Genomic DNA, 23,370 nt, shown 5'->3' on the forward strand with positions numbered 1-23,370 from the left:
TCGGGAGGATAGCATGAAGGTTTCAGACTGGTTTGCACCGCATGGCATCGCGCGACGTTTATCAAAGCGCTTTTTCCAGGTGGCCGTGACCCTATTCGGTTTATTGATCCTGACGTTTATTATTGGCCGGGTCATGCCGATTGACCCGGTTTTGGCAATCGTCGGCCAGGATGCGGATCAAAGTACCTACCAGCAAGTTTATTTGCAATTGGGGCTAGATAAGCCGCTCTGGACACAGTTCTTTATCTACTTTAACTCACTCATCCACGGTGATCTCGGCAATGCTTTATTGACGGGCCGCCCGGTAGTCGATGACATCATTCGCGTGTTCCCTGCGACCATTGAGTTGGCCACCATGGCGATTCTGGTGGGGGCCGGCCTGGGTATTCCACTCGGCGTCATGGCGGCAGCACGCCGTGGAAAATTTGCCGATTATGTGGTGCGCTTTATCAGTCTGGCAGGCTACTCAACCCCGATTTTTTGGGTCGGGATGATGGGGCTGCTGGTGTTTTATGCCTGGTTAAACTGGGTGGGTGGGGCCGGGCGGGTTGATATGGCCTATGACGGTTTAGTCGACCGGCGTACCGGTTTACTGCTGATTGACTCGGCACTGGCTGGCGAGTGGGAAGTATTTCGCAGCGCGGTTAATCACTTGCTGCTGCCTGCCACCATTCTCGGTTTCCACTCATTGGCTTATATCAGCCGAATGACCCGCAGTTTTATGCTGGCGCAGTTATCGCAGGAATACATTATTACCGCCAAAGTGAAAGGTTTGTCTGAGTTTCAAGTGCTGTGGGGCCACGCTTTTCGCAATATTCTGGTGCAATTACTAACGGTTGTCGCGCTGGCTTACGGCTCATTATTGGAAGGGGCGGTATTGATTGAAACGGTCTTCTCTTGGCCCGGTTTTGGTTCGTATTTAACAGGCAGCTTATTGCTCGGCGACATGAATGCGGTGATGGGGTGCGTGCTACTGGTTGGCCTGATCTTTGTTTCACTGAATTTACTGTCTGACATGCTGTATCAGATCTTTGACCCGAGGACGAATCAATGATGCTTTCCTCTGAACCCGATAATGTCGTGGCACGTCCTGAAATGAAAAATCAGGGTTGGAAGCGCGGGCTACGGCGGGTACTAAACTTCTTCCACACCTTAATGAGAAACCCCCTTACCGCCATTGGTGTCTCCATCATTGGCTTGTTGTTGGTGGTGGCCTTTTTTGCGCCATGGCTGGCGACCCATGATCCGCTAGCACAAGATCTCGGCAATGCATTACAGGCCCCCGGTAGCCAGCATTGGTTTGGAACTGATGAATTTGGCCGGGATCAATACAGCCGTCTAATTTATGGTGCACGTACCACATTGTACATAGTGGCACTGGTGTCGGTGACGGTCGGCCCTATCGGGCTGTTACTTGGCGTGGTCGCCGGTTACTTCGGCGGCAAGGTCGATAGCATCTTAATGCGTATTACCGATATTTTTATCTCGTTCCCCAGTTTGGTACTGGCACTGGCATTCGTCGCGGCTTTAGGCCCCGGTCTGGAGCATGTGGTTATTGCGATAACATTGACCGCCTGGCCGCCTATTGCCCGTCTAGCCCGAGCTGAAACTCTCTCGCTACGTAATGCCGATTTTGTCTCGGCGGTAAAATTACAGGGCGCATCGCCGCTGCGCATTTTGCTGCGCCACATCGTGCCGCTGTGTCTGCCTTCAGTGATTATTCGCATCACCATGAATATGGCCGGTATTATTTTGACCGCTGCGGGTTTGGGCTTCCTTGGTTTGGGAGCTCAGCCACCGGATCCTGAGTGGGGTGCGATGATCTCCAGTGGTCGGCGTTACATGATGGAATGCTGGTGGCTGGTGACGATCCCCGGTTTGGCGATCCTGCTGAACAGTCTGGCGTTTAACTTCTTAGGAGATGGCCTACGTGACATTCTCGATCCCAGAACAGAATAAATCAGTGCCTTTGCTGGAAGTGGATGACCTGCGGGTGAGCTTCGTCAATGGCAAACAGGTGACTGACGCGGTGCGCGGCGTTTCATTTGCACTGGGCAAAGAGAAACTGGCGATTGTCGGTGAGTCCGGCTCCGGCAAATCCACGGTGGGGCGCGCGTTGCTAAAACTGCATCCCGCCAGTGCACAAATCCATGCCAACACCTTGCGCTTTGCTGAAGTGGATTTATTGCACGCCAGTGAAGCCAAGATGCGTGAGGTACGCGGCAAGCGGATGTCGATGATTATGCAGGACCCGAAATATTCGTTGAACCCGGTGGTCTGTGTTGGCGATCAGGTGGCGGAAGCTTATCTGGCACACCATAAAGTGTCGCGTCAGGAGGCGCGGGAGCGGGTGTTATCAATGTTTGAAGTAGTTCGTATTCGCCAGCCACAGCGGGTGTATAGCTTGTATCCGCATGAAGTTTCTGGCGGGCAGGGGCAGCGGATCATGATAGCCATGATGCTGATCACCGGGCCAGAAATGGTGATTGCCGATGAACCGACCTCGGCATTGGATGTCTCCGTGCGGTTACAGGTCTTGGCGATGCTGGATGATTTAGTCCAAGAGCGCGGGCTGGGGCTGATTTTTATCAGCCATGATATCAATCTGGTGCGCAGCTTTTGCGATCGGGTGCTGGTGATGTATGCCGGACGAGTGGTGGAGTCGATAGCAGCTTGCGATCTTGAGAATGCACAACACCCCTATACACGCGGCCTGCTCAACGCACTTCCCTCTCTGAATAACCGCCGCGATCGTCTGCCAGTGATGGTGCGTGATCCTGCCTGGATGAATGGTTAAGGAGCCTGTTATGTCTGCAAATGCGATGATTGAAATTAATAACCTTAACCTTATTTTTGGTGAGGGTAGCCAGCAGAATCAGGTGCTGTTTGATGTAAATCTGTCCGTTAACAATGGGGAGATTTTTGGTTTGGTGGGGGAGTCCGGTTCGGGCAAAACCACGGTGCTGAAATGTCTGGCGGGGTTGTTTAACCACTGGACAGGGCAGTTAACATTGAACCAAATTCCGTTGGCGCACCGGATTGAGCGCGATCGCTGCCGCCACGTGCAGATGGTATTTCAAGACCCTTATGGTTCTTTGCATCCCCGCCATACTATTGAATATATTCTCTCAGAGCCGTTGATTATCCACGGTATTGGTGATCGTGATAAACGCATTGACTCAATCTTGGAAAAAGTGGGTTTGAATCGGCTGTTTCGCCAGCGTTATCCGCATCAGCTTTCGGGCGGCCAGCGCCAGCGGGTGGCCATTGCACGGGCGCTCATTCTTGAGCCGCGTGTCTTGCTACTGGATGAACCCACCTCGGCGCTGGATGTGTCGGTACAAGCCGAAATTCTAAATCTGCTGGCTGAGCTACAGCAGCGGGAGAAACTCACTTATCTGATGGTGACACACGATCTGGGGGTCATCGCGCATCTGTGTCACCGCGTGGCGGTGATGCAACATGGCCGAATACTGGAAACGCTGAATACCGAGGATTTAACCACCGATTGCGAAAAAACGGCTTATACTCATATGCTGGTGGATGCCAGCCAGCAATACAGCCGCGATTTGGCGCAGAAAGCGGCTGCAATGTCATAATATTCTCAGGCGCTTATGGCACATAAGCGCCTATTTTTCAGGACTCATCCGCCATCTTTTTGAGCCACTGAATAAAGGCATTAATCTTCGGCCATTGCCGGTCTGATAGAGTAGAGATGTAATAGCGCTGCTCGCACCTGACTTCCAAATCGGGGAAGGGCATGATGAGCTCTTGATTTTCCAGCCGTTTGGTCACTAATTTCTTACGTCCCATGGCGACACCGACATGATTCATTGCAGCAATAATTGCTAAATCTGAGCGGTCAAAACCCATACTGCGCTGGGTGGGATCAATATCAAAACCCACTTGCTGGCCCCAAGTATTCCACTCGCTGATATCAGAATCATAACTCCAGGCTTGGCGGTCATGTAGCAAGGTGCATTGCCGCAAATTGATAAGATTGCCATCAAGCTGATGTTTTTCGGCATATTCTGGGCTACAGACGGGCACCATAGATTCATCCATCAAGTGCTGATAAGAGAGCTTCTCCGGCGTTTTATCATCAAAATAAATGGCTAAATCAATGCCGCCACCTTGGAAATTGACGTTTTCATTGCCGGTCAGAATATTCAAGCTGATGGCGGGGTAGTGATGGGCAAAATCAGCCAGCTTGGGGACTAACCAGCACTGGGCAATAGAAGGGCGAGAATAGAGGGTTAGTGTACCGGAGAGTTCCTGATTCTTTATTTCCAGGATTTCCTGATTCAGATATTCCAGTGACGATTTCAGCACCCAGAACACCCGCTCCCCTTCCGCAGTGAGCTCCACTTTGCGGTGAAAACGCTGGAATAGTTTAAAACCTAACTCTTCCTCCAGGCTATTAATCCGGTGGCTAACTGCGCTGGGGCTGATAGATAACTCATCAGCCGCCAGCGCAAATGAGCAGTGCCGTGCGGCAATTTCGAAGGTATAGAGTTTCGATAGCTGATAGCCATTCAGTAATTTATTGCGGGTGATATAGCTTTTTTCTGGGTACATGGCGGTTTCTCAGGCAATCTTTTTGTTGAAATAGTATACCGCAATGGCCCACCAGAACGGTGATTAGGGTTATCTAATGTGATGCAAACCAGAGTTAACAGTAAAACTTTGACCAATATTGCACTTTTGGTTCAATCCAGTTCATCTGAAAGCCATTATTTATCATTTGTCAGTACCGGCTAATTCTTATTCAATAAGGGCAGAACTTATTATTAGAAGAGGTTGGCTATGGACTCACAAATATGGGTAGTGGGGACGTTATTAACGAGCATCATTATTATTATCTTCACCATTGTAAAACTGAAAATACATCCCTTTCTGGCGCTGCTATTAGCGAGTTTCTATGTCGGGTTATTAATGGGCATGAATCCGCTGGAAATGGTGAATTCCATTGAAGGAGGAATTGGCGGAACTCTGGGCTTTTTAGCCGCAGTGATCGGGTTGGGAACTATCCTCGGTAAAATGATGGAAATATCCGGTGCCGCAGAGCGTATCGGTATTACCTTACAACGTTGCCGCTGGCTATCACCGGATGTCACTATGGTGTTGGTCGGGTTAATCTGCGGCATCACTCTGTTTGTTGAGGTGGGTGTTGTCTTACTGATTCCATTGGCATTTTCCATCGCCAAAAAGACGAATACTTCATTGCTGAAGTTAGCTATCCCGCTGTGTACTGCTTTGATGGCGGTCCATTGCGTGGTACCACCGCATCCGGCTGCTATGTACGTCACTAATGCCTTAGGGGCTGATATTGGCACCGTGATTGTTTACGGGCTGGTCGTCGGGTTGGCGGCATCATTAATTGGCGGGCCACTCTTCCTACGTATTGTGGGTAAACGCCTGCCATTTAAAACCGTGCCAGCAGCATTCTCTGAAATTAAAGTCCGTAATGAGGATGAGCTGCCGTCATTGGGGGCCACCCTATTTACCGTATTGCTGCCGATTATTCTGATGCTGGCAAAAACTGCCGCAGAACTGAATATGGAGAAGGGCACTGGTCTCTACTTGCTATTAGAGTTTATCGGTAATCCTATTACCGCCATGTTTATTGCCGCATTTGTTGCCTATTACACTCTAGGCATCCGGCAAAATATGGGGATGAGTACGCTACTGGCGAAAACTGAAGATAGTTTTTCCTCTATTGCCAATATTCTGTTGATTATCGGGGCCGGTGGTGCATTTAACGGAATATTAAAAGCCAGTGGATTGGCAGATGCGCTGGCGGTGATTTTATCCAATCTGGATATGCACCCGATTCTATTGGCGTGGTTGGTGGCGCTGATTCTACATGCTGCGGTTGGCTCGGCGACAGTGGCGATGATGGGTGCGACGGCCATTGTTTCACCTATATTGCCGATGTACCCCAATGTCAGCCCAGAAATTATTACTTTGGCTATTGGCTCCGGTGCCATTGGTTTCACCATTGTCACTGACTCACTATTCTGGCTAGTAAAACAGTATTGCGGTGCGACGCTGAGTGAGACATTTAAATATTACACCACCGCGACGTTTATCGCGTCGGTGATTGCATTAGGCACCACTTTCCTACTTTCTTACATTATATGATCGAAAAGAGACATTCTATGAAAAGCACTGAAATTGATAAATTAATTACCGACTCCCCTTTGGTCAAAAAGCTTATCAATTTGGAGGAAGTCACGTGGTTTAACCCGCAGGCGACCACCCTTGAAAAAGGGCTGCCTTATGTCGGGCTGACGCAACAGGATGTGGCTGATGCTGAAGCTCGGTTGCTGCGGTTTGCCCCTTATTTGTGTCAGGCATTCCCAGAAACACAAAAAACGCAGGGTATTATTGAGTCCGATATCGTGGAAATTCCGGCCATGCAGCAAGCTCTGCAACAGCGCTATGGGGTTGAAATCACGGGCCGCTTACTGTTGAAGAAAGACAGCCACTTACCGATTTCCGGTTCGATTAAAGCACGCGGTGGTATTTATGAAGTTTTGACGCATGCAGAGAAACTGGCGCTACAAGCCGGTTTACTGGCTGAAACTGATGATTACAGCAAGTTATTCTCAGATGATTTCCGCCAGTTCTTCAGTCAGTACCGCATTGCTGTGGGGTCTACAGGTAATCTGGGGATGTCGATTGGTATTATGAGTGCCAAGTTAGGATTCAGTGTCAGTGTGCATATGTCCGCTGATGCCCGTGAATGGAAGAAACGTAAACTGCGTGAACACGGCGTCAATGTCGTTGAATATGAGCAGGACTATGGCGTGGCGGTAGCGCAGGGGCGCAAACAGGCAGAGTCTGACCCAAATTGCTTCTTTATTGACGATGAAAACTCGCCAACCTTATTCCTCGGTTATTCGGTAGCAGGCAGTCGGTTGAAAAAGCAGTTTGCTGAGCAACAGATTCTGGTAGATGAAAATCACCCACTGTTTGTCTATCTCCCTTGTGGCGTGGGTGGTGGCCCCGGTGGTGTGGCTTTCGGCTTAAAATTGGCATTTGGTGACCATGTCCACTGTATTTTTGCCGAACCAACGCATTCACCTTGCATGTTATTGGGCGTCTATACCGGTCTGCATGATGGTATTTCCGTGCAGGATATCGGTATTGATAATATCACTGCCGCAGATGGTTTGGCCGTTGGACGGGCATCTGGATTTGTTGGTCGCGCCATGGAACGTTTACTGGACGGCTTCTATACCTTGAGTGATGCTGAAATGTATGACCTGTTGGGCTTGCTTAATCGCCATGAAGGTATTCAGTTGGAGCCTTCGGCACTGGCGGGGATGCCCGGTCCGGCACGAGTTAGCAGCAGTAGCGATTATTTGAAAGATAATCACTTTAGTGCTGAGAAAATGCAAAATGCAACCCATCTGGTGTGGGCGACCGGCGGCGGTATGGTGCCTGCGCAAGAGATGAAAAAGTATCTGGCGACAGCGAAGATTTAAGGCCATAACCGGATAACAGTATAAAAACGGGGCTAAATTTCTGCCCCGTTTTTATGCCGAATAACCGTCAGTGAGTGGGGAAAACCGGACTTTAATATCAGTGAGTTGGCTGTAGTAAGGGGCGGATGTAATCACCAAATCAATTTATTTTCCCAGCCATGTCCCGGACGGTTACCGCAATGCCGGCGAGTCAGCAGCAAAAGTATTGCGGCTTTCCTATTGTACCCTGCCAGTCAGTAATATCTTTTGGGTTCATGAGATAATTGGCTTGGCTTAGTATTGCCCGGTAGAGATTAGCCTTGCTCAGGTTAATCTCTGCTAGCTTTGGCTCGGACAAATTAGCTTCTGGCAGATTTACCCGATTAACTTTTTTTAAGTACTGCTGGCACTAGTTGCCAATAAAAAAAGCCGCCAGCTAACATCAACTGGCGGCTTTATAGTTTTATTTTAGCGGGTTAGTTTTTACTGCCCCGCGCAGCGATAATTGCATCGGCAACATTACGTGGCGCTTCGGCGTAGTGCTTGAACTCCATCGTGTAGGTCGCACGGCCTTGCGACATGGAACGTAATACGGTCGAGTAGCCGAACATTTCAGATAACGGCACTTCTGCTCGAATAATCTTCCCGCCGCCAATCATCTCTTCCATGCCTTGCACCAGGCCACGGCGAGAGGAAAGGTCGCCCATCACGTTACCGGCATACTCTTCCGGTGTTTCCACTTCCACACTCATGACTGGCTCCAAAATCACCGGTGACGCACGTTTGGCGGCTTCTTTGAAGCCAAAGATGGCCGCCATTTTAAACGCCAGTTCGGAGGAATCCACCTCATGGTAGGAACCGAACGTCAGGGTGACTTTCACATCCACCACTGGATAACCGGCCAGAACCCCGGTATTGGTAGCTTCGAGTACCCCTTTCTCTACCGCCCCGATAAACTCACGGGGAACCACACCACCTTTAGTGGCATCGACAAAGGCGACGCCGCTGCCCGGTTCTTGTGGTTCTAGAGTAAAGACCACATGACCATATTGCCCTTTACCACCGGATTGACGGACAAATTTGCCTTCAACATCGGTCACGGTTTTGCGCACGGTTTCGCGGTAAGTGACCTGCGGTTTACCGATATTGGCTTCCACACTAAACTCGCGTTTCATGCGGTCGACAATGATCTCCAGATGTAATTCGCCCATGCCGGAGATAATGGTCTGGCCGGACTCTTCGTCCGTACGGATACGAAACGACGGATCCTCCGATGCCAACCGCTGTAGCGCCAACCCCATTTTCTCTTGATCGGCCTTGGTCTTCGGCTCAATGGCTTGTGAAATCACCGGCTCAGGGAATTCCATGCGCACCAGCGTAATAACGGCATCCGGGTCACACAGTGTTTCCCCGGTAGTGACATCTTTTAAGCCCACGCAGGCGGCGATATCACCAGCACGGATTTCATCCACTTCAATCCGGTTATTGGCGTGCATCTGGACGATGCGGCCAATGCGCTCTTTCTTGCCTCGAATTGGGTTATAAACACTGTCGCCTTTGCTCAGCACGCCGGAGTAAACTCGCACGAAAGTCAGCTGGCCCACATAGGGGTCAGTCATCAATTTGAACGCCAATGCCGAGAATTTCTCATTATCATCCGCCCTGCGGCTCACTTCGTTGCCATCTTCGTCGGTGCCACTGACCGGTGGAATATCCACCGGTGATGGCATCAGTTCAACGACCGCATCCAGCATGCGCTGCACGCCTTTGTTCTTAAATGCGCTGCCGCACATCATCGGCTGGATTTCACCCGCAATAGTACGGATACGCAGACCTTGGGTGATTTCATCGACGGTGAGGTCACCAGTTTCCAGATATTCTGTCATCAGTGCTTCAGAGGCTTCAGCTGCCTCGGAGACCATTTTCTCGCGCCACTCATTAGCCGTCGCCAGTAAATTTTCCGGGATTGCCTCATAATTGAATGTCATCCCCTGAGACGCTTCGTCCCAGATAATGGCGCGCATTAGTCGCAAGTCCACCACGCCGGTGAAGTGCTCTTCACTGCCAATTGGAATCACAATCGGCACCGGATTGGCTTTCAGGCGGTCAATCATCATCTGCCGCACGCGGAAGAAGTCAGCACCTGGGCGGTCCATTTTATTGACGAATGCCAGCCGCGGTACACGGTATTTATTGGCCTGACGCCAGACAGTTTCAGATTGCGGTTGTACGCCACCGACCGCGTCATACACCATGACCGCACCGTCGAGTACCCGCATGGAGCGTTCCACCTCAATGGTGAAATCCACATGCCCTGGGGTGTCGATAATATTAATGCGGTGCTCCGGTAGGGTTCTGTCCATACCTTTCCAGAAGCAGGTCACGGCAGCCGATGTAATGGTAATGCCACGTTCCTGCTCCTGTGCCATCCAGTCAGTAGTCGCGCCGCCATCGTGCACTTCACCCAGTTTATGACTGACGCCGGTGTAGAACAGAATGCGCTCGGTAGTGGTTGTCTTACCGGCGTCGATGTGGGCTGAGATACCGATGTTGCGATAGCGCTCGATAGGAGTTTTACGTGCCATATTAAGTCCTTAAAAGATGATGGCAATTTCGGGGCGGGCGATTTGATGCTCTGCCGGGAAGTTGTTGGTTTAAGTTGTACATTACTGTTGATCAACAGGTGATCGCGATCAGTATAGTCCCATTGTTCGAATATACACGTACAATTTAATTATTTGTTCTGAAACTGTGCAATAATGGCTGGGGGCAATGGTTGGCAGGGTATTTGCCCTTACACTGGATTTATGAGTTGGGTCGACATGGAGTATAGGCTATATTGCCGCCGGTTAAGGGCCGGTGGATATGGCCAAATCAGGCAGTCTGGTCGCGGGCTGTCGTTTATTAATAGGAACACTATGATTGCAAATCACCCTGAGCGTGAGCAGATCCGATTGGAAAATGTGCTGACGGCTTTAGGTAATCCACTGCGGCTGGCGGTGGTACGTAGGCTGGCGGCAGGGGGCGAACATGCATGTGGCACTTTGGTGCACGGGCTGTCTAAATCTACCTTGACCCATCATTGGCGTGTGCTGCGTGAAAGTGGGGTTATCTGGCAACGTCCCTGCGGACGAGAGAGTTTGTTATCTCTGCGGCGTGATGATATTGATGCTCGTTTTCCCGGTTTGTTGGATGTGCTGCTGAATGCGGTGGAAAATGACTCTACCACTGATGAGTCGACGGCAAAGCATCTGCCGGAGAGTGAATTGCGCGCAGCGAAAGGCTGTGTATAACAGCGGAGAAACATCCCCCGCTGTTTGTGGCTGATGCAGACCAGCTTACACGGCTTGAGCAAGCTGTTTCAGCCAAAGAATACCGCGCTCTGGCGATGTCAGTACCGGAATGGATGGCGGTGTTGGCAGTGTGGTTAGCACTCTGGCCATTGACGCCTGCGCCAGCATCACCACGTCGCTACTGGCGAGCGCCTTTTGTAGCCCGGCGGCAACAATACGGTCATGGGTGACATTGTCGCCATCCAGTAGTGCGATGAATGCTTCAGGCATTAGCATCGGCACTATATCCAGTTTTTTACCTGCCTCTGTGGCTTTACGGCGCACAAATTCCAGCGTCGGTTCCAGCGTGGTAGCGACTGTAGCCAGCACTGAAATCCGCCCGCCAAGAGTAATCGCCTCATCGACCATGGCAGAATCAATGCGCGTGAGCTGTAACGGAGTCATAAACTGGCACTGTTCCACCGCGCCGCCAATTGACGAACACGCGGTCATAAAAATCTCACAGCCTGCTTTCTCGGCATTATTGATATAACCGGCGATGCGAGCGCTGATTTCAGGGCTGACACCGCCGTGCTTCATAACCTGTTTAATCATCGAATCTTCAATGATATGCATGACTTCGGCTTGCGGCATATGGTCGGCAATCAGTGTTTGCATCATGCCGAGCGTGGCAGCACTGGTGTGAAATAGGGCAATTTTTTTCATTTTGTTATCCTTCACAGATTGTTCTGCGGGTAAAAGGTTAGGCTAATTCATGCATAAACTGGGCGACTTTGACTGCCGCTTCATGATCTTCTTTGGCGGATAATCCGCCCACGGCGACGGCACCAATACACTGTTTATTCGCATTTAGCAGCGGAATACCTCCTGGCAGAGCGGTAAACCGCGCATCGCCGAAGTAGCTGATATCTAACTGCTCGTTTTGCAGCCGTTGCAAAAAGGTGTCGGTGGTGGCGCCGAGCTGACAGCTGGTATAAGCCTTACGCTGCGTCAGTTCGATGGTCAGTAACTTTGCGCCATCCATCCGGGCAAAAGCCAGTAAGAATCCCTGTTGGTCGCAAACGGCAACACTCAGCGGCCGATGGTTATAGTCATTTTTTGCCAGATTTAACGCATGGCTGACGGCCTGTTGCGCGGTATCCAATGTGAGTTGCGTAAGCATACAGCCTCCTATGCAGAGTGAGTTTCAGAAAGTGATGAATCAGGTTGAGTAGTGCCGGTTCGGGTGCGCTGATGAGCCAAGTCCTTTCTGCGCCAGTAGTTGGCTAGCAGCGATCCGGTGACATTACCCAGCGGCGTCATGACCGCCGATGCCAGCCCGACTGTTGCCAGTTTGCCCATCGCCGCAGCCAGGCCAGATGCCATACCGCCATTTTGTAGACCGACCTCAAAAGCGATTGTGCGCGATGATTCGACATCCAGACGAAATACCCAGCGGCTCATGCAGTAGCCGATCAAGAATCCACCACAGTTATGAATCAACATCGCGACACAGAGTAAAATACCCACTTGCATCAGGTTATCGCGCCCAGCAGCGGCGGCCGTGGTGGTGAAGAAGATGATGCCCATCATGGAAATTCTTGGCATCGCCAGCAGGACTTTGTCGGATTTGGTGGTTAACCAGTTGTAGAACAGGCTCCAGATGATGCCGCCGGCGAAGAAATTAGCGACCACAGCCAGCATTTGTGCATCGGCTGAGGCAGTTTCGAATAGACGATCCCAGCCACCCAATATCATGAACAGCAGCCATACAGCACAACCTGCGGCGATGGTTTGGACCACGCGGCGGCCTTGTTGACTAGCATAGGTTTTCAGGTAATCGTGCAAAATGGCGGCCCCAATCGGGATCATCACAATTTTGATGACATCCATCACCATCGACAGCAATTTCACCTCAATCAGCGAACCGGCCAGAATATTAACCCACAGTGGGGTCATTACCGTGGCGACCAAGGTTGAAACCGCCGTCACGGAGATTGCCAGCGCCAGATTGGCATTGGCGATATAGACCATTACCGTTGATGACAGGCCACTGGAACATGAGCCGATCAGAATAATGCCAACCGCGACTTCTGGTGGGAAACTGAAAATTTGCGTCAGAGCATAGCCGAGTAGCGGCATGATTAAGAAGTGACAGAAGGTGCCGACAAATACCGCCCACGGCATTTTCGCCACATCAGCAAAGTCTTTGATGGTGAGCTTGGTCCCCATGCTGAACATGGTGGCCTGAATGACTAAAAAGACGATCCATTTATGGGTGATATTGAAGCCACCCCAGATAATCAGATCTTTGGAGTAGATCATCGCCGCGACAAATCCGGCAATAATCCATAAGGTGAATTGATAACTGCGTAATCCCGGCCAATACCCGGCACCAATGGCAAAACCAGTAATACATATCACTAATCCTGGGTGCCATAAGCCAGTGGATTGCATCACCATTCCAGCAAGGGAGATAATAACACCCAATGCAGAAATCAGTAATCCGGCTTTATAGACAGACGTGCTGATAGCCATAATAAACCTCACTTGTCGCTAATTGAAATGCGACATATTAAATAGTAGGGTAAACAGATAATTTAATTAACGATTATTAATATCGATATTTAGCATTTTTCTCGCCTGCTTAGGCGTAGCGACCTGTTTATCCATGCTGGTAATAATGTTGGCCAATTTTTTTACCAATGGCAGATTAGATTCCACGGTATCAGTGGCATTAATATATCGGCTGTCTTCAAAACCAATCCTGACTTCTGTGGCCCCCATACCTACTGCCGCGGCAATCAATGAAAAGTCACGGCGGCCAAAATGAGTAATTGCCCACAGTGCATCACGGGGAATAAATTGGCGCATAGCAATTAATGCATCAATTGTTGCGGGGGTAGAGCCGCGATGACCCAATACAATATTAAACAGCAGGGGTTGTTTGAATTTTATTTTCTCCTGAAGTAGAAGAATATTATTAATCATCCCAATTTCAAACACTTCAAATTCAGGGATGATATTTTTCTCTACAATCAGGCGCGAACAATATTCCACGTCTGGCGTTGGGTTAAGATAAACGCTGTCACCCAGGTTCACTGAGCCGACGTTAAGTGAAGCCATGCCCACACCTTTACATTGCAGTGGAGCGCAGCGTTGCTCAATGTTCATTGCAGAAACCCCGCCGGTAGAGGCCTGAACTATCATCTCGGTCTGACTGAGAACCGGCGCAATGGTGGCAGCAAAATCACTGACATCCGGGGTGAGTTTGCCGTGCCGGTCACGAACATGAAGATGAACGACGGCGGCACCGGCATCGGCACAGGCTAAGATATCCTGCGCCACCTCGGCGGGTTCTACTCGGGTCGAATCTGCGGCTACTGGTGCTAGCGAAATAATAACGTGATTAGACATAATTGAATTCCTAAATATGACCCGCCATACAGAGATATTTTGGGTGTAGGTTATTAATTAATTGTTTTATAATGAGTAAACCAACCTAATCCTTCTAGCGTGGTAGTCTCTGGCTGATATTCACAGCCAATCCACCCCGAATAATGATGTGACGCCAGATAATTAAACAGCCATGAGTAATTTATTTCTCCGCCATTGGGTTCATTTCTGTTGGGTGCCGAGGCAATTTGTAAATGTGAAATTAATGGCCAGTAATGTTGTAGGCTGCGCGTAATATTCCCTTGAATTTTCTGGCAATGATAAATATCAAACTGAAGAAAGATATTTTCTTTGTTACACGTTTTAATTAATTGTGCTGCTCGCGTAAATGTTGAAATAAAATAATCGGGCATATCTTCAGTGTTTAATGGTTCGATAAGGACCCTAATGTTATCCGCTAATAAATAATCTGCTGCATAACTTAATCTTTTTACTAGTGTGTCGTATTGTTCTTCTTCAGTGATGCTGCTATTTCTGTTTCCGGCCATTATGTGTATTTGTTGACACCTTAATGCCCGCGCATATTCCCGTGCTTGTTGCAGGCTTTGTCTAAATTCCTCCTCACGTTGTGGCAGTGAGGCCAGTCCCCGTTCTCCCTGATCCCATCTTCCCGGTGGCGCGTTGATCAACACCACTGGCAGCCCGCTTGTGCGCTGAGCGCTGACTAAACTATCAATCGATTCCTGATAGGGAAACAGACACTCTGTACCCTGAAATCCGGCGGCGGCGGCCTGACTGAAGCGCTCAATCAGCGGGACTTCGTTAAATAGCCAGCTTAGATTGGCTGCGAATTTGAGCATGATTTTCTCGCTTCTGTGTTAACCAGATGCAACTTAACCCCGAGTTCGCCAATCTGCTGCTGCGCATCAGGCGGCAGATGCACATCAGAAATAATGTCGCTCAACTGCTGTAAGTTGCAGATATGAAACATACCGTACTTGCCATACTTACTACTGTCCGATACCAGTATGTTGCGCCGGGATGCCCGCATTACCGCCGCCTTGACCATCGCTTTACCTTCACTCGGTGTCGACATTCCGCGCTCCAACTCCCATGAACTGCTACTTAGAAACGCGACATCAATGTTGATTGCATTAAAGAAATTAGCGGCGCTGTTGCCCAGACAAGAGCGATTGCGACGATCGACCAGTCCTCCGGTGTGATACAGCGTGATATGCGGCATATCCATTAAATAACTGCTGATGGTGAAATCATTGGTCACCACGGTCAGATTAAAGCAGTTGCTGGCAGCAATGGCTTTAGCGACTTCAAACAGCGTGGTGCCTGCATCTAAATACAGCGTCTGCCCCGGTTCGATCAGCATTGCGGCCAATGCGCCGATATTCTGCTTTAGCCCATGATTCAGCGACGCTTTCTCACTATAGGCCAGCTCCAGCTTCAGCATGTTATTCAGTTTGACGCCGCCATTAATCGCCACCACCTTACCTTCAGCTTCAAGCACCTGAATATCTCGACGCACGGTCATGTGCGACACATTCATGATGTCGGCAAGATCTTTAAAAGACGCGACATTCTGTTCATGCACATAGCGATAGATAAAATCACGACGCTGTTCAGGGAGCATGGCGTTCACCCAATTTTATTGCGATACACTTGACGTAGCTCATCGATATCTGATGCGCTCAGTTGGGTGTAAGCATAAGGTTTCAACAGAAAATACAGCCGGGCTGTATCTTCAAGTTCTTCGGCATTAAATACAGCTTCGCGTAGGGTCGAGCCACTGACTACTGGGCCGTGATTAGCGAGCAGTGCGGCATTGTGGCTCTGCGCGGATTCTGCCAATGCGGCGGCAATGGCAGGATCGCCCGGCTTCATATAAGGCAGCAAAGGCAGTTGGCCGATACGCATAACATAGTACGGTGTAATTGATGGCAAACAATCCATTGGGTCAATATCTGTCAGGCAGGATAGCGCCGTCAGATAAGGTGAGTGGAGATGGACTACCGCGCCACACTGTGGCCGTGCTCGATACATCGCCAAATGCATTGGCACCTCTTTGGACGGTTTATCACCGCTGAGATGGTGGCCATCGGCATCCAGTTTACTTAAAGTCTGGTTATCCAGTTCACCCAGACAAGAGTTGGTGGGGGTCACCAAAAAACCGCCGTCAGGTAACTTCGCACTGATATTGCCTGAACCGCCGCTGCTTAATCCGCGCTGAAACAGTGAACGGCCATACTTCACCAAATCATCGCGCAGCTGTTGTTCAGATAATGGCATGGTGTTCATGCGACATACTCCTGCGCCAGACGGAAAAAGTCTTCATTGCCAAAGTTGCCAGATTTAAGCGCCATCATCAGCCCATGCTGTGCATCTCGCACCCATGGCACACCTGGCGCGATTGATTTGCCGATCTCCAATATATTCACTCCGAGCTGGTTGACGACAGTGCCGGAGGTTTCTCCACCTGCCACGATGAAGATATTGACACCTCGAGCCAGTAATTGGCGGGTGAGCTGGGCAAAAGTCTCTTCGACGGCCAGGCTGGCACGTTGTTCGCCATATTGTTGCTGAATCGCCGAGATTTCCGCGGGTGGTTGGGTGGCTGACACTAATGGCGCAAAAAGATCGGCAAGATGTTGCTCAACCCAGTCAGCAATCTGGTGGATATAAGCAGAATCTGCCGAAATGCAGCGCTCAACGTCCAGTGCAAAATGTGCAGCAAACTGGCGGTAATTCGTGACCTGACGATTGGTCATCACTGAACAACTGCCGGAAAGCACCACAGTTTTTTTCTGTACAGGAAAGCTGAGGGCGCGCGCTGCTGCTGTGGTTTGTGAAGGCAAGTATTTCGCCAGCGAACCCGCCAGCCCGGAACCACCAGCAAGCAGTGGCTGCTCTGCTAATGCGTGAGCCAGAGGGGCCAGATCGTTAACCGTCAGTGTGTCGGCAATAACATGGTTTATCCCTTGTCCAGCCAGCACCGTGAGCTGCTGAGTGACCGCCGCCGTACCTTGCTGAATCACTGCTAAATTGAGTGAACCGACATGGCCTGTTACTTGTGGTGCTAATACGTGACATAAATTGGCATCACGCATTGGGTTAATCGGGTGGTTTTCCATACCGGACTGATTCAGTAGCCGACCATTCACAAACAGATGAGCATGGATAACTGTGCGCAAATTCTGTGGCAGAGCCGGGCAATGTACGACTTGCTGGGCTCCACATGCCGCCATCAGCGCATCACTGACCTGGCCGATATTACCTTCTGGCGTGGAATCAAAAGTGGAGCAATATTTAAAATAAATTTGCCGTGCTTGCGCCGTTTCTTTTAACCACCGCAAACAGGCTAGTGACTGTTTTACGGCGATTTCAGCCGGAATAGAACGACTTTTCAATGAGATAACCACAGCATCTACATCAGCGGGGCATACCGTATCAATTGACGGTTCACCGATAATTTGTACGACTTTCCAGCCGCTATCTGACATGAAACTGGCGATGTCGGTAGCGCCAGTAAAGTCATCGGCAATCACGCCAAGTTGGATAGACATCTCAACCCCTCCTGCAACAGCGTATTTAATTGACTCTATTGTTAGGTTTTGTGCTTAACATTGAGATGACTGATATCACAAACTTTATAACGGGGAAAAAAGAGGTTTTTTATTTAATTGATTGAAATATAGTGGAAATTAGCAAGGTTGACGAAAATAACCTTTCACACAGAGTTGTGAATTTTTGTGCGGTGCTAATAGTGATGAATGACTTGCTCGCATCTGATCAATAAAATCACCGGCGAAATAGGCATCTTCGCCGGTGAGGTTCATAAAATTATCTGTGCCGTGAATGATTAAATCTCTTCGGCGTGGGCCAAAACAAAATCTTCAGCTTCTTTCGACCATAATCCGTCAGTTTTATGCAAAATCGTTTGCAGTTCCTGCAATAACGGCAAATCTTGTGGTTGTTCCATTAGCTCACTTAAGGATGTCAGTGGCATATTTTTTCCGGTATAAACCAACTTTTTACCGCCGATAATTTGCGGTAAATTCAATGTGGTTTCTGCCGCATCATTGAGTCCCAGAATATGAGAGACCACTTTCCCAGCATTCACTTTCTTTTCTTCAATTAACTTTACAGCTTCACGCATATCGTCAGTATTTCCTCCGGAAGTACCGACATAATGGGTGAACGAATAATGGATATCGTAGAAATTAACCGACGCCATAAAATTCTTATCCTGCGGGCCAGCAAAGAAGTTAAAACAGCCATCCGGGGCTAATAGGCTTGAAGCCAATGTCACTAATTGCGCTGAAGGTACAAAAACAAAAATATCGTCATAACCTTGGCCCGCGGTCAGTGCCATTAAGCGTTCAAACTGATCGTCGGTTTGTTTGGTATTAAGATAATTCACCTGGGTTTGCGGCTCGCTTGGATAGAGGCGTGCGGCGTAATCCAATTTTTGTTGATGACGATCGGTAACCACCAAAAGTTGCGGATTAACAGGCCCGTGCAGAGCATAATCAATGGCTAATAATCCCATTGGGCCGGTACCGCCAAGGATCAACACATTACCGCCGGGTTTGATACCCATTTTGTGTTGATAAGTACCAGGAACCAGATGGTAATTGGCATTAAATGCGCCGATAACACAAGAAAGTGGCTCTACCAGAGACCCTTCGAAATAGCTTTCACCTTCATATGGCAGCAAGCAATCTTGCTCCATCACTTCATTAGGGATAACCACGTGGGTAGCTTCCCCTCCGACATAAGGGAAAGAATATCCGGGGCAGTCAGGACGGTCTGGTAATTGTAGATTAGCCTGAATCACATAACGACTACCGGGTTTGAATTTATGCTGCCATTTCTTACCGACTTGCAGGATATCACCGCAAAATTCATGACCAATAATAATTGGATTTTCCGCCACATTGTCGGGTACTTTTTTATGGTCGGCACCCAGATTGGCTTCTTTCCATGAAGAGAGGCAAATACTGTCAGTCACGACGGTCGCCAGAATTTCATCGTCGCCTATTTCCGGTAAGGTGAAACTTTCCAGACGCAGGTCATTTTTGCCATATAAACGTAGTGCTTTAGTTTTCATGTGGAACCACCTCAATATTTTTTAAATATAAAAACAGCAGGTCGAATAAAAAAACTCCCTGGCATTAAATCAAGCCAAAATGCCAAGCCATGAGCCTACAATTCCGAGGCCAAACAGGGAGAAGATGAGCCAAATAGGGTTAATTTTTCGCTTGAGCAAGCGCATCATTAGCAGGGTTAATCCCAGAGCTAGCAGGCCGGGGCACAGTTGATCAAGAATGTTTTGCACCGTCATAGTTACGGTGGCACCGTCGTGACCCGGTGTTTTTGATATCACCAGCGGCACATTGATACTGGTCCATTTGGTGACCAAAACCCCCATGATAAACAAGCCCAGAATCGAGGCACCCTCGGTCAGTTTTTGCAGTAAATTACCACCGAGATCTTTGACAATATTGATCCCTTTAACAAAACCGTATTGCAGGCCGAACCATTTCAGCGCCAGACGGACAGAGTTAAATGACAGGAAGAACAGAATCGGCCCTAACACGTTGCCATTCAGTGCCAGCGACGCGCCCAAGGCGGCGGTAATTGGACGCAAGGTTCCCCAAATTAGCGGGTCACCCACCCCAGCCAATGGCCCCATCAACCCGACTTTCAGGCTATTGATCGCCCCTTCATCAATATCAGCGCCATTGGCACGCGCCTCTTCCATCGCCGCCGTCACGCCGATAACCGGGCCACAAACGGCCGGGGTGGTGTTGAAGAACACGAGATGACGTTTTAAGGCCGCAATTTGATCTTCTTTCAGCGGATATAAGCGCTTAATCGCGGGTACCATGTCATAGCAGAAACCAAGACCATGGATACGTTCATAGTTAAAAGAGGCCTGCTGCAAGTTACTGCGTAAAAACATTTTAAACAGATCAGACCGGGTTAATCGTTTGTTTAATGTGGTCATGGCAGCGTCTCCTAGTCTTCTAATTCATCAAGTTTGGCTTGGCTAGCCTGCGCTACAGGTGCCGCCGGTTTCTGATAAAGCGGATTTAATTGGATATATAGCAGGGCAATAATCAAGCCGATGCCACCGAAGGCGAGCAAACTGAAACCGAGGTAGCCTCCAACAATAAAACCGAGGAAGAAGAAGGGCATCAGGTACTTCACGCCCATCATGTTGAGCACCATGGCGTAACCCACGACCACGATAAATCCACCTGCAATTTGTAACCCATGGGTGACGACGGTTGGGATGGCACTGAGCATGTGGCTGACGGTATCGGCGCTGACAAAGATGGAGACAATCAATACCGGTATGGCTACCCGTAATGCCTGTACCAGTAACGCCGAGACATGCATTAAATCGATCATGGCAAAATTGGCTTTTTCCGCGTACTTATCTGCTGCATGTTGGAAAACGACGGTGATAGTACGGGCAAAGACGGTCAGTACCTGACCGGCCGCTGCGACAGGTAGGGCAATGGCAATACCTGTGGCAATATTTTGATGGCCAACAATGACCAGAATAGTGGAGATAATACTGGCGAGCGCAGAGTCAGGGGATTGCGCAGCCCCGACATTCATCCAGCCCAAAGCGATTAACTCCAGGGTACCGCCGAGGATAACGCCAGTGGTCATATCACCGAGGATCAGACCAGTGATAGTACAGGCTATTAAGGGGCGGTGAGTTTGAAACTCATCCAGCACACTTCCCATACCGGCAATACAGGCGAAAATAAATATTAAAATTATCTGTACTAAACTTATTTCCATGGTGACCTCTTTGGACAATATAAAACCTCTCACGTGGTGCGCGATAAAAATGGTTTTCTGTCCAGATTAAGTAATCGGATTTAAATGTTTAATAAAGCCTGGGTTATTATTTATTTATCAAATTAGGTGTCGTTATTTAGACTCCAGCTCACGTAATTTTTTAATCACATCCACCTGAGGGTCAGAAGTGACTACCCGTAAATCTAAATGAACGCCACGTTCACCTAATGCATAAAAAGCATTAATATCGTCCTGGTCAACCGAAACAGCTTTGGTTAATTGTGTTTTTCCTTTTTTAAAAGCCATGCCACCAATATTAATAACGTCAATTTTCACCCCTTGGTCCACCAATCGTAAAACATCTGTTGGATTGGTAAATAAATAAAACACAGTGTCATTGGCATAATTTGGATTGTGATAAACAGCTACGGCCTTTTCTATATTAACGACATTCACTTTAATTCCCGGTGGAGCAGCTTGTTTTAATAATGTTTTTCGGATTTCATCGTTATAAACTTCATCGCTACAGATAATAATACGCCCGGCTTTGGCTTCTTTCGCCCATACCGTGGTGACCTGACCATGAATCAGCCGGTCGTCAATTCTTGCCAGATTGATTTTCATATAAAGTCGGCCTCTTCTTCTTCACAGCATTGTTGGTGGTGGAATGACTGGACACACTGTGTACCAATTTCGAGTAAATAATCCGTGAGTTCTTTCGCCGTCATGGTTTGTTGGTTATCGGCAATTTCTAGTGCCAGTGGCAGTGATAATCCACTAATAACCTGGATGTGGCTTTTGCCGAATGCCAGACGAGCCGCAGCGTTATAAGGACTACCACCTTGTAAATCCACTGCAATTAGCCAAGAGCTATGCTCACTCTTTGCCATGACATCTTGCATTTTCTCGACTAAGTTCTCGGCATTCTCACCACGGTTAAACAGTAGCGGAGTAATATTCTGTGTTGCGCCATACACCATATTGACGGAGTTCAGCATTGAAACGGCTAAATCACCGTGAGCACAAAAAATAACCTTAACCATTTTTCCTCCTGTTATTACATTCCCTTGCCCATCTAAATTTGGATAATACTCCGCCACACACTGAAACGTGTGATTTCGTAAACTGTTATTTTATATTAGGGTAAAATTAGCCTCTTATTGAAGTAATCTTACCTACACCTTATCTAGAAATAGATACTTACCTCTAGTTTATGCCGTTATTTTAAGTATCTCCTCAGCCGTTTCTTTTGTCGTCACTAGGCTATTAATATATTTTCCTTTGATAGCACCGATAATTCCGCTGATTTTTTCGTGGGAGTGGGCAATACCAATGGAGTAACGGGCTTTCTTAATTTTGTCTAATTGAATGGTAATCGTTTTATCCGAGATATAGGTTTCAACCGGATTACCCTGTAAATCATAAAAACGTGAGCAAATATCACCAGCAACCTGTCGGTCATTAAAGTGGTCAATCACATCACTACCATAAAAAGCTCGCCAAGTAGAATTACCGGAAATACTTGGTGAACCAATGCCGAATATAGCGATATCCAGTCGCTGCCAATAGTCGGCAATGGCCTGATAATGCTGAGATTGCATAATACCATCACGGATAACACTCTCTTCCAGAATAGCCGGGAAATCGATCAGCAGTGACTCACCTTTTAATTTCATGGCAGCGCTGTAGACCAGAGTATTGACATGAAAGCGACTTTCTAATTTCCCAGACGGGCCGCCAACCATCGGGATACAGGTCAGTTGGCGCGACACTGGCGATGTATCCATTTGTTCAACCAGCGCGGCAATAGCACTGCCCCAAGAGAAGCCTAGAATATCGCCATTTTCAATAATTCGATTAAGCAGCGCGCCACACTGTTTTGCCATTAATATCAGTTGCTGCTCTGGCGATTGGTCCTGTTCTGAAGAGACCACAATTGCCTCGCGTAATTTAAAGCGCGATTTCAACTGCTGTTCCAGCAACAAATTCTCGTTATAGTTGTAGTTGATTGAAATAGTGACAATACCTTGTTCGCGTACTTTCTTTAGCATTCGGCTGATACTGGTTCGGTAAATTCCCAGCGCCCGCGCTATCTCTGCTTGTGTGAAATTTTGCTCGTAATACATTTGTGCAATTTTCACCATCAGGCGTAGATCATCGCTCTTTTCCATTTCAGCCTCTTGCACATTAGTGCAAATATCATTAAGTTATCTATGACTTGATATAATCACTTTCCATTTTTTAAGTCAAAAGCACGAAATAATGAATTAGCTCGCCACTCTGTCATAATCATCTAATACCCACACTAAAATTAACCGCAGATATCGCACAGATGTGCATACATCTTTAATGGTTTGATTTGTATTAAATAAATAGAAAAGTGGTTTTTGTGTTCCTTC

Annotated in this window: 24 protein-coding genes; 7 read left to right on the forward strand and 17 right to left on the reverse strand. The window is 48.5% G+C overall.

Going from position 1 to position 23,370, the window contains the following annotated elements; all coding sequences use genetic code 11:
• Positions 1 to 13: 13 nt before the first annotated feature.
• Genes DJ58_RS04820 through DJ58_RS04805 form a run of 4 tightly spaced genes read left to right on the forward strand, consistent with a single transcriptional unit; the run spans position 14 to position 3,599 of the window.
• Complete coding sequence (locus DJ58_RS04820) at positions 14 to 1,054, forward strand: ABC transporter permease (RefSeq protein ID WP_004706313.1); 1,041 nt, start codon at positions 14 to 16, stop codon at positions 1,052 to 1,054.
• 41 nt (positions 1,055 to 1,095) lie between these two features.
• Entirely contained in the window at positions 1,096 to 1,959 is an 864-nt protein-coding gene (locus tag DJ58_RS04815) for an ABC transporter permease (RefSeq protein WP_050129462.1), read from the forward strand.
• Positions 1,922 to 2,797, forward strand: a complete 876-nt coding sequence (locus DJ58_RS04810; RefSeq protein WP_072088139.1) for an ABC transporter ATP-binding protein — start codon at positions 1,922 to 1,924, stop codon at positions 2,795 to 2,797. Before DJ58_RS04815 ends, DJ58_RS04810 begins: the two co-directional genes overlap by 38 nt.
• A gap of 25 nt (positions 2,798 to 2,822) precedes the next feature.
• Positions 2,823 to 3,599, forward strand: coding sequence for an ABC transporter ATP-binding protein (locus tag DJ58_RS04805; RefSeq protein ID WP_004706316.1), 777 nt, complete (start codon positions 2,823 to 2,825; stop codon positions 3,597 to 3,599).
• Between the two features lie 37 nt (positions 3,600 to 3,636).
• Here DJ58_RS04805 and dsdC read toward each other — a convergent pair whose 3' ends face one another.
• A complete protein-coding gene (dsdC, locus tag DJ58_RS04800; RefSeq protein ID WP_004706317.1) occupies positions 3,637 to 4,578 on the reverse strand; it encodes a DNA-binding transcriptional regulator DsdC in 942 nt (313 codons plus the stop codon).
• A gap of 228 nt (positions 4,579 to 4,806) precedes the next feature.
• On the opposite strand from dsdC, the gene dsdX reads away from it, so the two are divergent.
• Together dsdX and DJ58_RS04790 are read left to right on the forward strand one after the other, a co-directional pair.
• Positions 4,807 to 6,144, forward strand: a complete 1,338-nt coding sequence (gene dsdX, locus DJ58_RS04795) for a D-serine transporter DsdX (RefSeq protein ID WP_004706318.1) — start codon at positions 4,807 to 4,809, stop codon at positions 6,142 to 6,144.
• Positions 6,145 to 6,161: 17 nt separating this feature from the next.
• Positions 6,162 to 7,493, forward strand: coding sequence for a D-serine ammonia-lyase (locus DJ58_RS04790; RefSeq protein ID WP_004706319.1), 1,332 nt, complete (start codon positions 6,162 to 6,164; stop codon positions 7,491 to 7,493).
• 190 nt (positions 7,494 to 7,683) lie between these two features.
• On the opposite strand, the gene DJ58_RS24155 is transcribed toward DJ58_RS04790, so the two are convergent.
• Complete coding sequence (locus tag DJ58_RS24155; protein WP_161598495.1) at positions 7,684 to 7,830, reverse strand: pentapeptide repeat-containing protein; 147 nt, start codon at positions 7,828 to 7,830, stop codon at positions 7,684 to 7,686.
• A gap of 118 nt (positions 7,831 to 7,948) precedes the next feature.
• The gene (gene fusA / locus DJ58_RS04785) at positions 7,949 to 10,057 is read right to left on the reverse strand and encodes an elongation factor G (protein WP_004706320.1); all 2,109 of its coding nucleotides are present in this window, start codon (positions 10,055 to 10,057) and stop codon (positions 7,949 to 7,951) included.
• 333 nt (positions 10,058 to 10,390) lie between these two features.
• Here fusA and DJ58_RS04780 point away from each other — a divergent pair, with 333 nt between their 5' ends.
• Positions 10,391 to 10,765 (forward strand): ArsR/SmtB family transcription factor, encoded by a 375-nt coding sequence (locus DJ58_RS04780; protein WP_004706321.1) that lies wholly within the window; start codon positions 10,391 to 10,393, stop codon positions 10,763 to 10,765.
• A 45-nt stretch (positions 10,766 to 10,810) separates the two neighbouring features.
• On the opposite strand, the gene DJ58_RS04775 is transcribed toward DJ58_RS04780, so the two are convergent.
• The 14 genes from DJ58_RS04775 to DJ58_RS04710 form a co-directional block, all read right to left on the reverse strand.
• Positions 10,811 to 11,470: an aspartate/glutamate racemase family protein gene (locus tag DJ58_RS04775; protein ID WP_032910024.1), complete on the reverse strand. Its 660-nt coding sequence runs from the start codon at positions 11,468 to 11,470 to the stop codon at positions 10,811 to 10,813.
• A 37-nt stretch (positions 11,471 to 11,507) separates the two neighbouring features.
• Positions 11,508 to 11,927 (reverse strand): GlcG/HbpS family heme-binding protein, encoded by a 420-nt coding sequence (locus DJ58_RS04770; protein ID WP_004706323.1) that lies wholly within the window; start codon positions 11,925 to 11,927, stop codon positions 11,508 to 11,510.
• 8 nt (positions 11,928 to 11,935) lie between these two features.
• A complete protein-coding gene (locus DJ58_RS04765; RefSeq protein ID WP_004706324.1) occupies positions 11,936 to 13,282 on the reverse strand; it encodes a bile acid:sodium symporter family protein in 1,347 nt (448 codons plus the stop codon).
• A 66-nt stretch (positions 13,283 to 13,348) separates the two neighbouring features.
• On the reverse strand, positions 13,349 to 14,161 hold the full coding sequence (locus DJ58_RS04760; RefSeq protein WP_004706325.1) for a beta-keto acid cleavage family enzyme: 813 nt from the start codon (positions 14,159 to 14,161) through the stop codon (positions 13,349 to 13,351).
• A gap of 53 nt (positions 14,162 to 14,214) precedes the next feature.
• On the reverse strand, positions 14,215 to 15,000 hold the full coding sequence (otnI, locus tag DJ58_RS04755) for a 2-oxo-tetronate isomerase (protein ID WP_032910026.1): 786 nt from the start codon (positions 14,998 to 15,000) through the stop codon (positions 14,215 to 14,217).
• Positions 14,976 to 15,785, reverse strand: a complete 810-nt coding sequence (locus DJ58_RS04750; protein WP_004706327.1) for a DeoR/GlpR family DNA-binding transcription regulator — start codon at positions 15,783 to 15,785, stop codon at positions 14,976 to 14,978. Before DJ58_RS04750 ends, otnI begins: the two co-directional genes overlap by 25 nt.
• 5 nt (positions 15,786 to 15,790) lie before the next feature.
• Positions 15,791 to 16,441: a 3-oxo-tetronate 4-phosphate decarboxylase gene (gene otnC, locus DJ58_RS04745; protein WP_004706328.1), complete on the reverse strand. Its 651-nt coding sequence runs from the start codon at positions 16,439 to 16,441 to the stop codon at positions 15,791 to 15,793.
• 5 nt (positions 16,442 to 16,446) lie between these two features.
• A complete protein-coding gene (otnK, locus tag DJ58_RS04740) occupies positions 16,447 to 17,715 on the reverse strand; it encodes a 3-oxo-tetronate kinase (protein ID WP_004706329.1) in 1,269 nt (422 codons plus the stop codon).
• A gap of 296 nt (positions 17,716 to 18,011) precedes the next feature.
• Positions 18,012 to 19,262, reverse strand: coding sequence for a zinc-binding dehydrogenase (locus DJ58_RS04735; RefSeq protein WP_004706331.1), 1,251 nt, complete (start codon positions 19,260 to 19,262; stop codon positions 18,012 to 18,014).
• Positions 19,263 to 19,331: 69 nt separating this feature from the next.
• On the reverse strand, positions 19,332 to 20,162 hold the full coding sequence (locus DJ58_RS04730; RefSeq protein WP_032910029.1) for a PTS system mannose/fructose/sorbose family transporter subunit IID: 831 nt from the start codon (positions 20,160 to 20,162) through the stop codon (positions 19,332 to 19,334).
• 11 nt (positions 20,163 to 20,173) lie between these two features.
• On the reverse strand, positions 20,174 to 20,971 hold the full coding sequence (locus DJ58_RS04725) for a PTS mannose/fructose/sorbose transporter subunit IIC (protein ID WP_004706333.1): 798 nt from the start codon (positions 20,969 to 20,971) through the stop codon (positions 20,174 to 20,176).
• Positions 20,972 to 21,103: 132 nt separating this feature from the next.
• Positions 21,104 to 21,595 (reverse strand): mannose/fructose/sorbose PTS transporter subunit IIB, encoded by a 492-nt coding sequence (locus DJ58_RS04720; RefSeq protein WP_032910031.1) that lies wholly within the window; start codon positions 21,593 to 21,595, stop codon positions 21,104 to 21,106.
• The gene (locus tag DJ58_RS04715; RefSeq protein WP_004706335.1) at positions 21,592 to 22,014 is read right to left on the reverse strand and encodes a mannose/fructose/sorbose PTS transporter subunit IIA; all 423 of its coding nucleotides are present in this window, start codon (positions 22,012 to 22,014) and stop codon (positions 21,592 to 21,594) included. The genes DJ58_RS04720 and DJ58_RS04715 overlap by 4 nt, the downstream gene beginning before the upstream one ends.
• A gap of 168 nt (positions 22,015 to 22,182) precedes the next feature.
• The gene (locus tag DJ58_RS04710; RefSeq protein ID WP_032910033.1) at positions 22,183 to 23,142 is read right to left on the reverse strand and encodes a sugar-binding transcriptional regulator; all 960 of its coding nucleotides are present in this window, start codon (positions 23,140 to 23,142) and stop codon (positions 22,183 to 22,185) included.
• Positions 23,143 to 23,370: the final 228 nt, after the last annotated feature.

The organism is Yersinia frederiksenii ATCC 33641, assembly GCF_000754805.1.
Lineage (GTDB): Bacteria > Pseudomonadota > Gammaproteobacteria > Enterobacterales > Enterobacteriaceae > Yersinia > Yersinia frederiksenii.

Bases quoted from the DNA above. Each gene is read 5' to 3' on its own strand.
- otnI (WP_032910026.1), bottom strand. From the start codon at position 15,000: ATGCTCAAATTCGCAGCCAATCTAAGCTGGCTATTTAACGAAGTCCCG.
- DJ58_RS04715 (WP_004706335.1), bottom strand. From the start codon at position 22,014: ATGGTTAAGGTTATTTTTTGTGCTCACGGTGATTTAGCCGTTTCAATG.
- fusA (WP_004706320.1), bottom strand. From the start codon at position 10,057: ATGGCACGTAAAACTCCTATCGAGCGCTATCGCAACATCGGTATCTCA.
- DJ58_RS04805 (WP_004706316.1), top strand. From the start codon at position 2,823: ATGATTGAAATTAATAACCTTAACCTTATTTTTGGTGAGGGTAGCCAG.
- DJ58_RS04725 (WP_004706333.1), bottom strand. From the start codon at position 20,971: ATGGAAATAAGTTTAGTACAGATAATTTTAATATTTATTTTCGCCTGT.
- DJ58_RS04735 (WP_004706331.1), bottom strand. From the start codon at position 19,262: ATGAAAACTAAAGCACTACGTTTATATGGCAAAAATGACCTGCGTCTG.
- DJ58_RS04720 (WP_032910031.1), bottom strand. From the start codon at position 21,595: ATGAAAATCAATCTGGCAAGAATTGACGACCGGCTGATTCATGGTCAG.
- dsdX (WP_004706318.1), top strand. From the start codon at position 4,807: ATGGACTCACAAATATGGGTAGTGGGGACGTTATTAACGAGCATCATT.
- otnK (WP_004706329.1), bottom strand. From the start codon at position 17,715: ATGTCTATCCAACTTGGCGTGATTGCCGATGACTTTACTGGCGCTACC.
- DJ58_RS04710 (WP_032910033.1), bottom strand. From the start codon at position 23,142: ATGGAAAAGAGCGATGATCTACGCCTGATGGTGAAAATTGCACAAATG.
- DJ58_RS04775 (WP_032910024.1), bottom strand. From the start codon at position 11,470: ATGAAAAAAATTGCCCTATTTCACACCAGTGCTGCCACGCTCGGCATG.
- DJ58_RS04760 (WP_004706325.1), bottom strand. From the start codon at position 14,161: ATGTCTAATCACGTTATTATTTCGCTAGCACCAGTAGCCGCAGATTCG.
- DJ58_RS04770 (WP_004706323.1), bottom strand. From the start codon at position 11,927: ATGCTTACGCAACTCACATTGGATACCGCGCAACAGGCCGTCAGCCAT.
- DJ58_RS04780 (WP_004706321.1), top strand. From the start codon at position 10,391: ATGATTGCAAATCACCCTGAGCGTGAGCAGATCCGATTGGAAAATGTG.
- DJ58_RS04730 (WP_032910029.1), bottom strand. From the start codon at position 20,162: ATGACCACATTAAACAAACGATTAACCCGGTCTGATCTGTTTAAAATG.
- DJ58_RS04765 (WP_004706324.1), bottom strand. From the start codon at position 13,282: ATGGCTATCAGCACGTCTGTCTATAAAGCCGGATTACTGATTTCTGCA.
- DJ58_RS04790 (WP_004706319.1), top strand. From the start codon at position 6,162: ATGAAAAGCACTGAAATTGATAAATTAATTACCGACTCCCCTTTGGTC.
- otnC (WP_004706328.1), bottom strand. From the start codon at position 16,441: ATGCCATTATCTGAACAACAGCTGCGCGATGATTTGGTGAAGTATGGC.
- DJ58_RS04820 (WP_004706313.1), top strand. From the start codon at position 14: ATGAAGGTTTCAGACTGGTTTGCACCGCATGGCATCGCGCGACGTTTA.
- DJ58_RS04815 (WP_050129462.1), top strand. From the start codon at position 1,096: ATGAAAAATCAGGGTTGGAAGCGCGGGCTACGGCGGGTACTAAACTTC.
- DJ58_RS04810 (WP_072088139.1), top strand. From the start codon at position 1,922: ATGGCCTACGTGACATTCTCGATCCCAGAACAGAATAAATCAGTGCCT.
- dsdC (WP_004706317.1), bottom strand. From the start codon at position 4,578: ATGTACCCAGAAAAAAGCTATATCACCCGCAATAAATTACTGAATGGC.
- DJ58_RS04750 (WP_004706327.1), bottom strand. From the start codon at position 15,785: ATGCTCCCTGAACAGCGTCGTGATTTTATCTATCGCTATGTGCATGAA.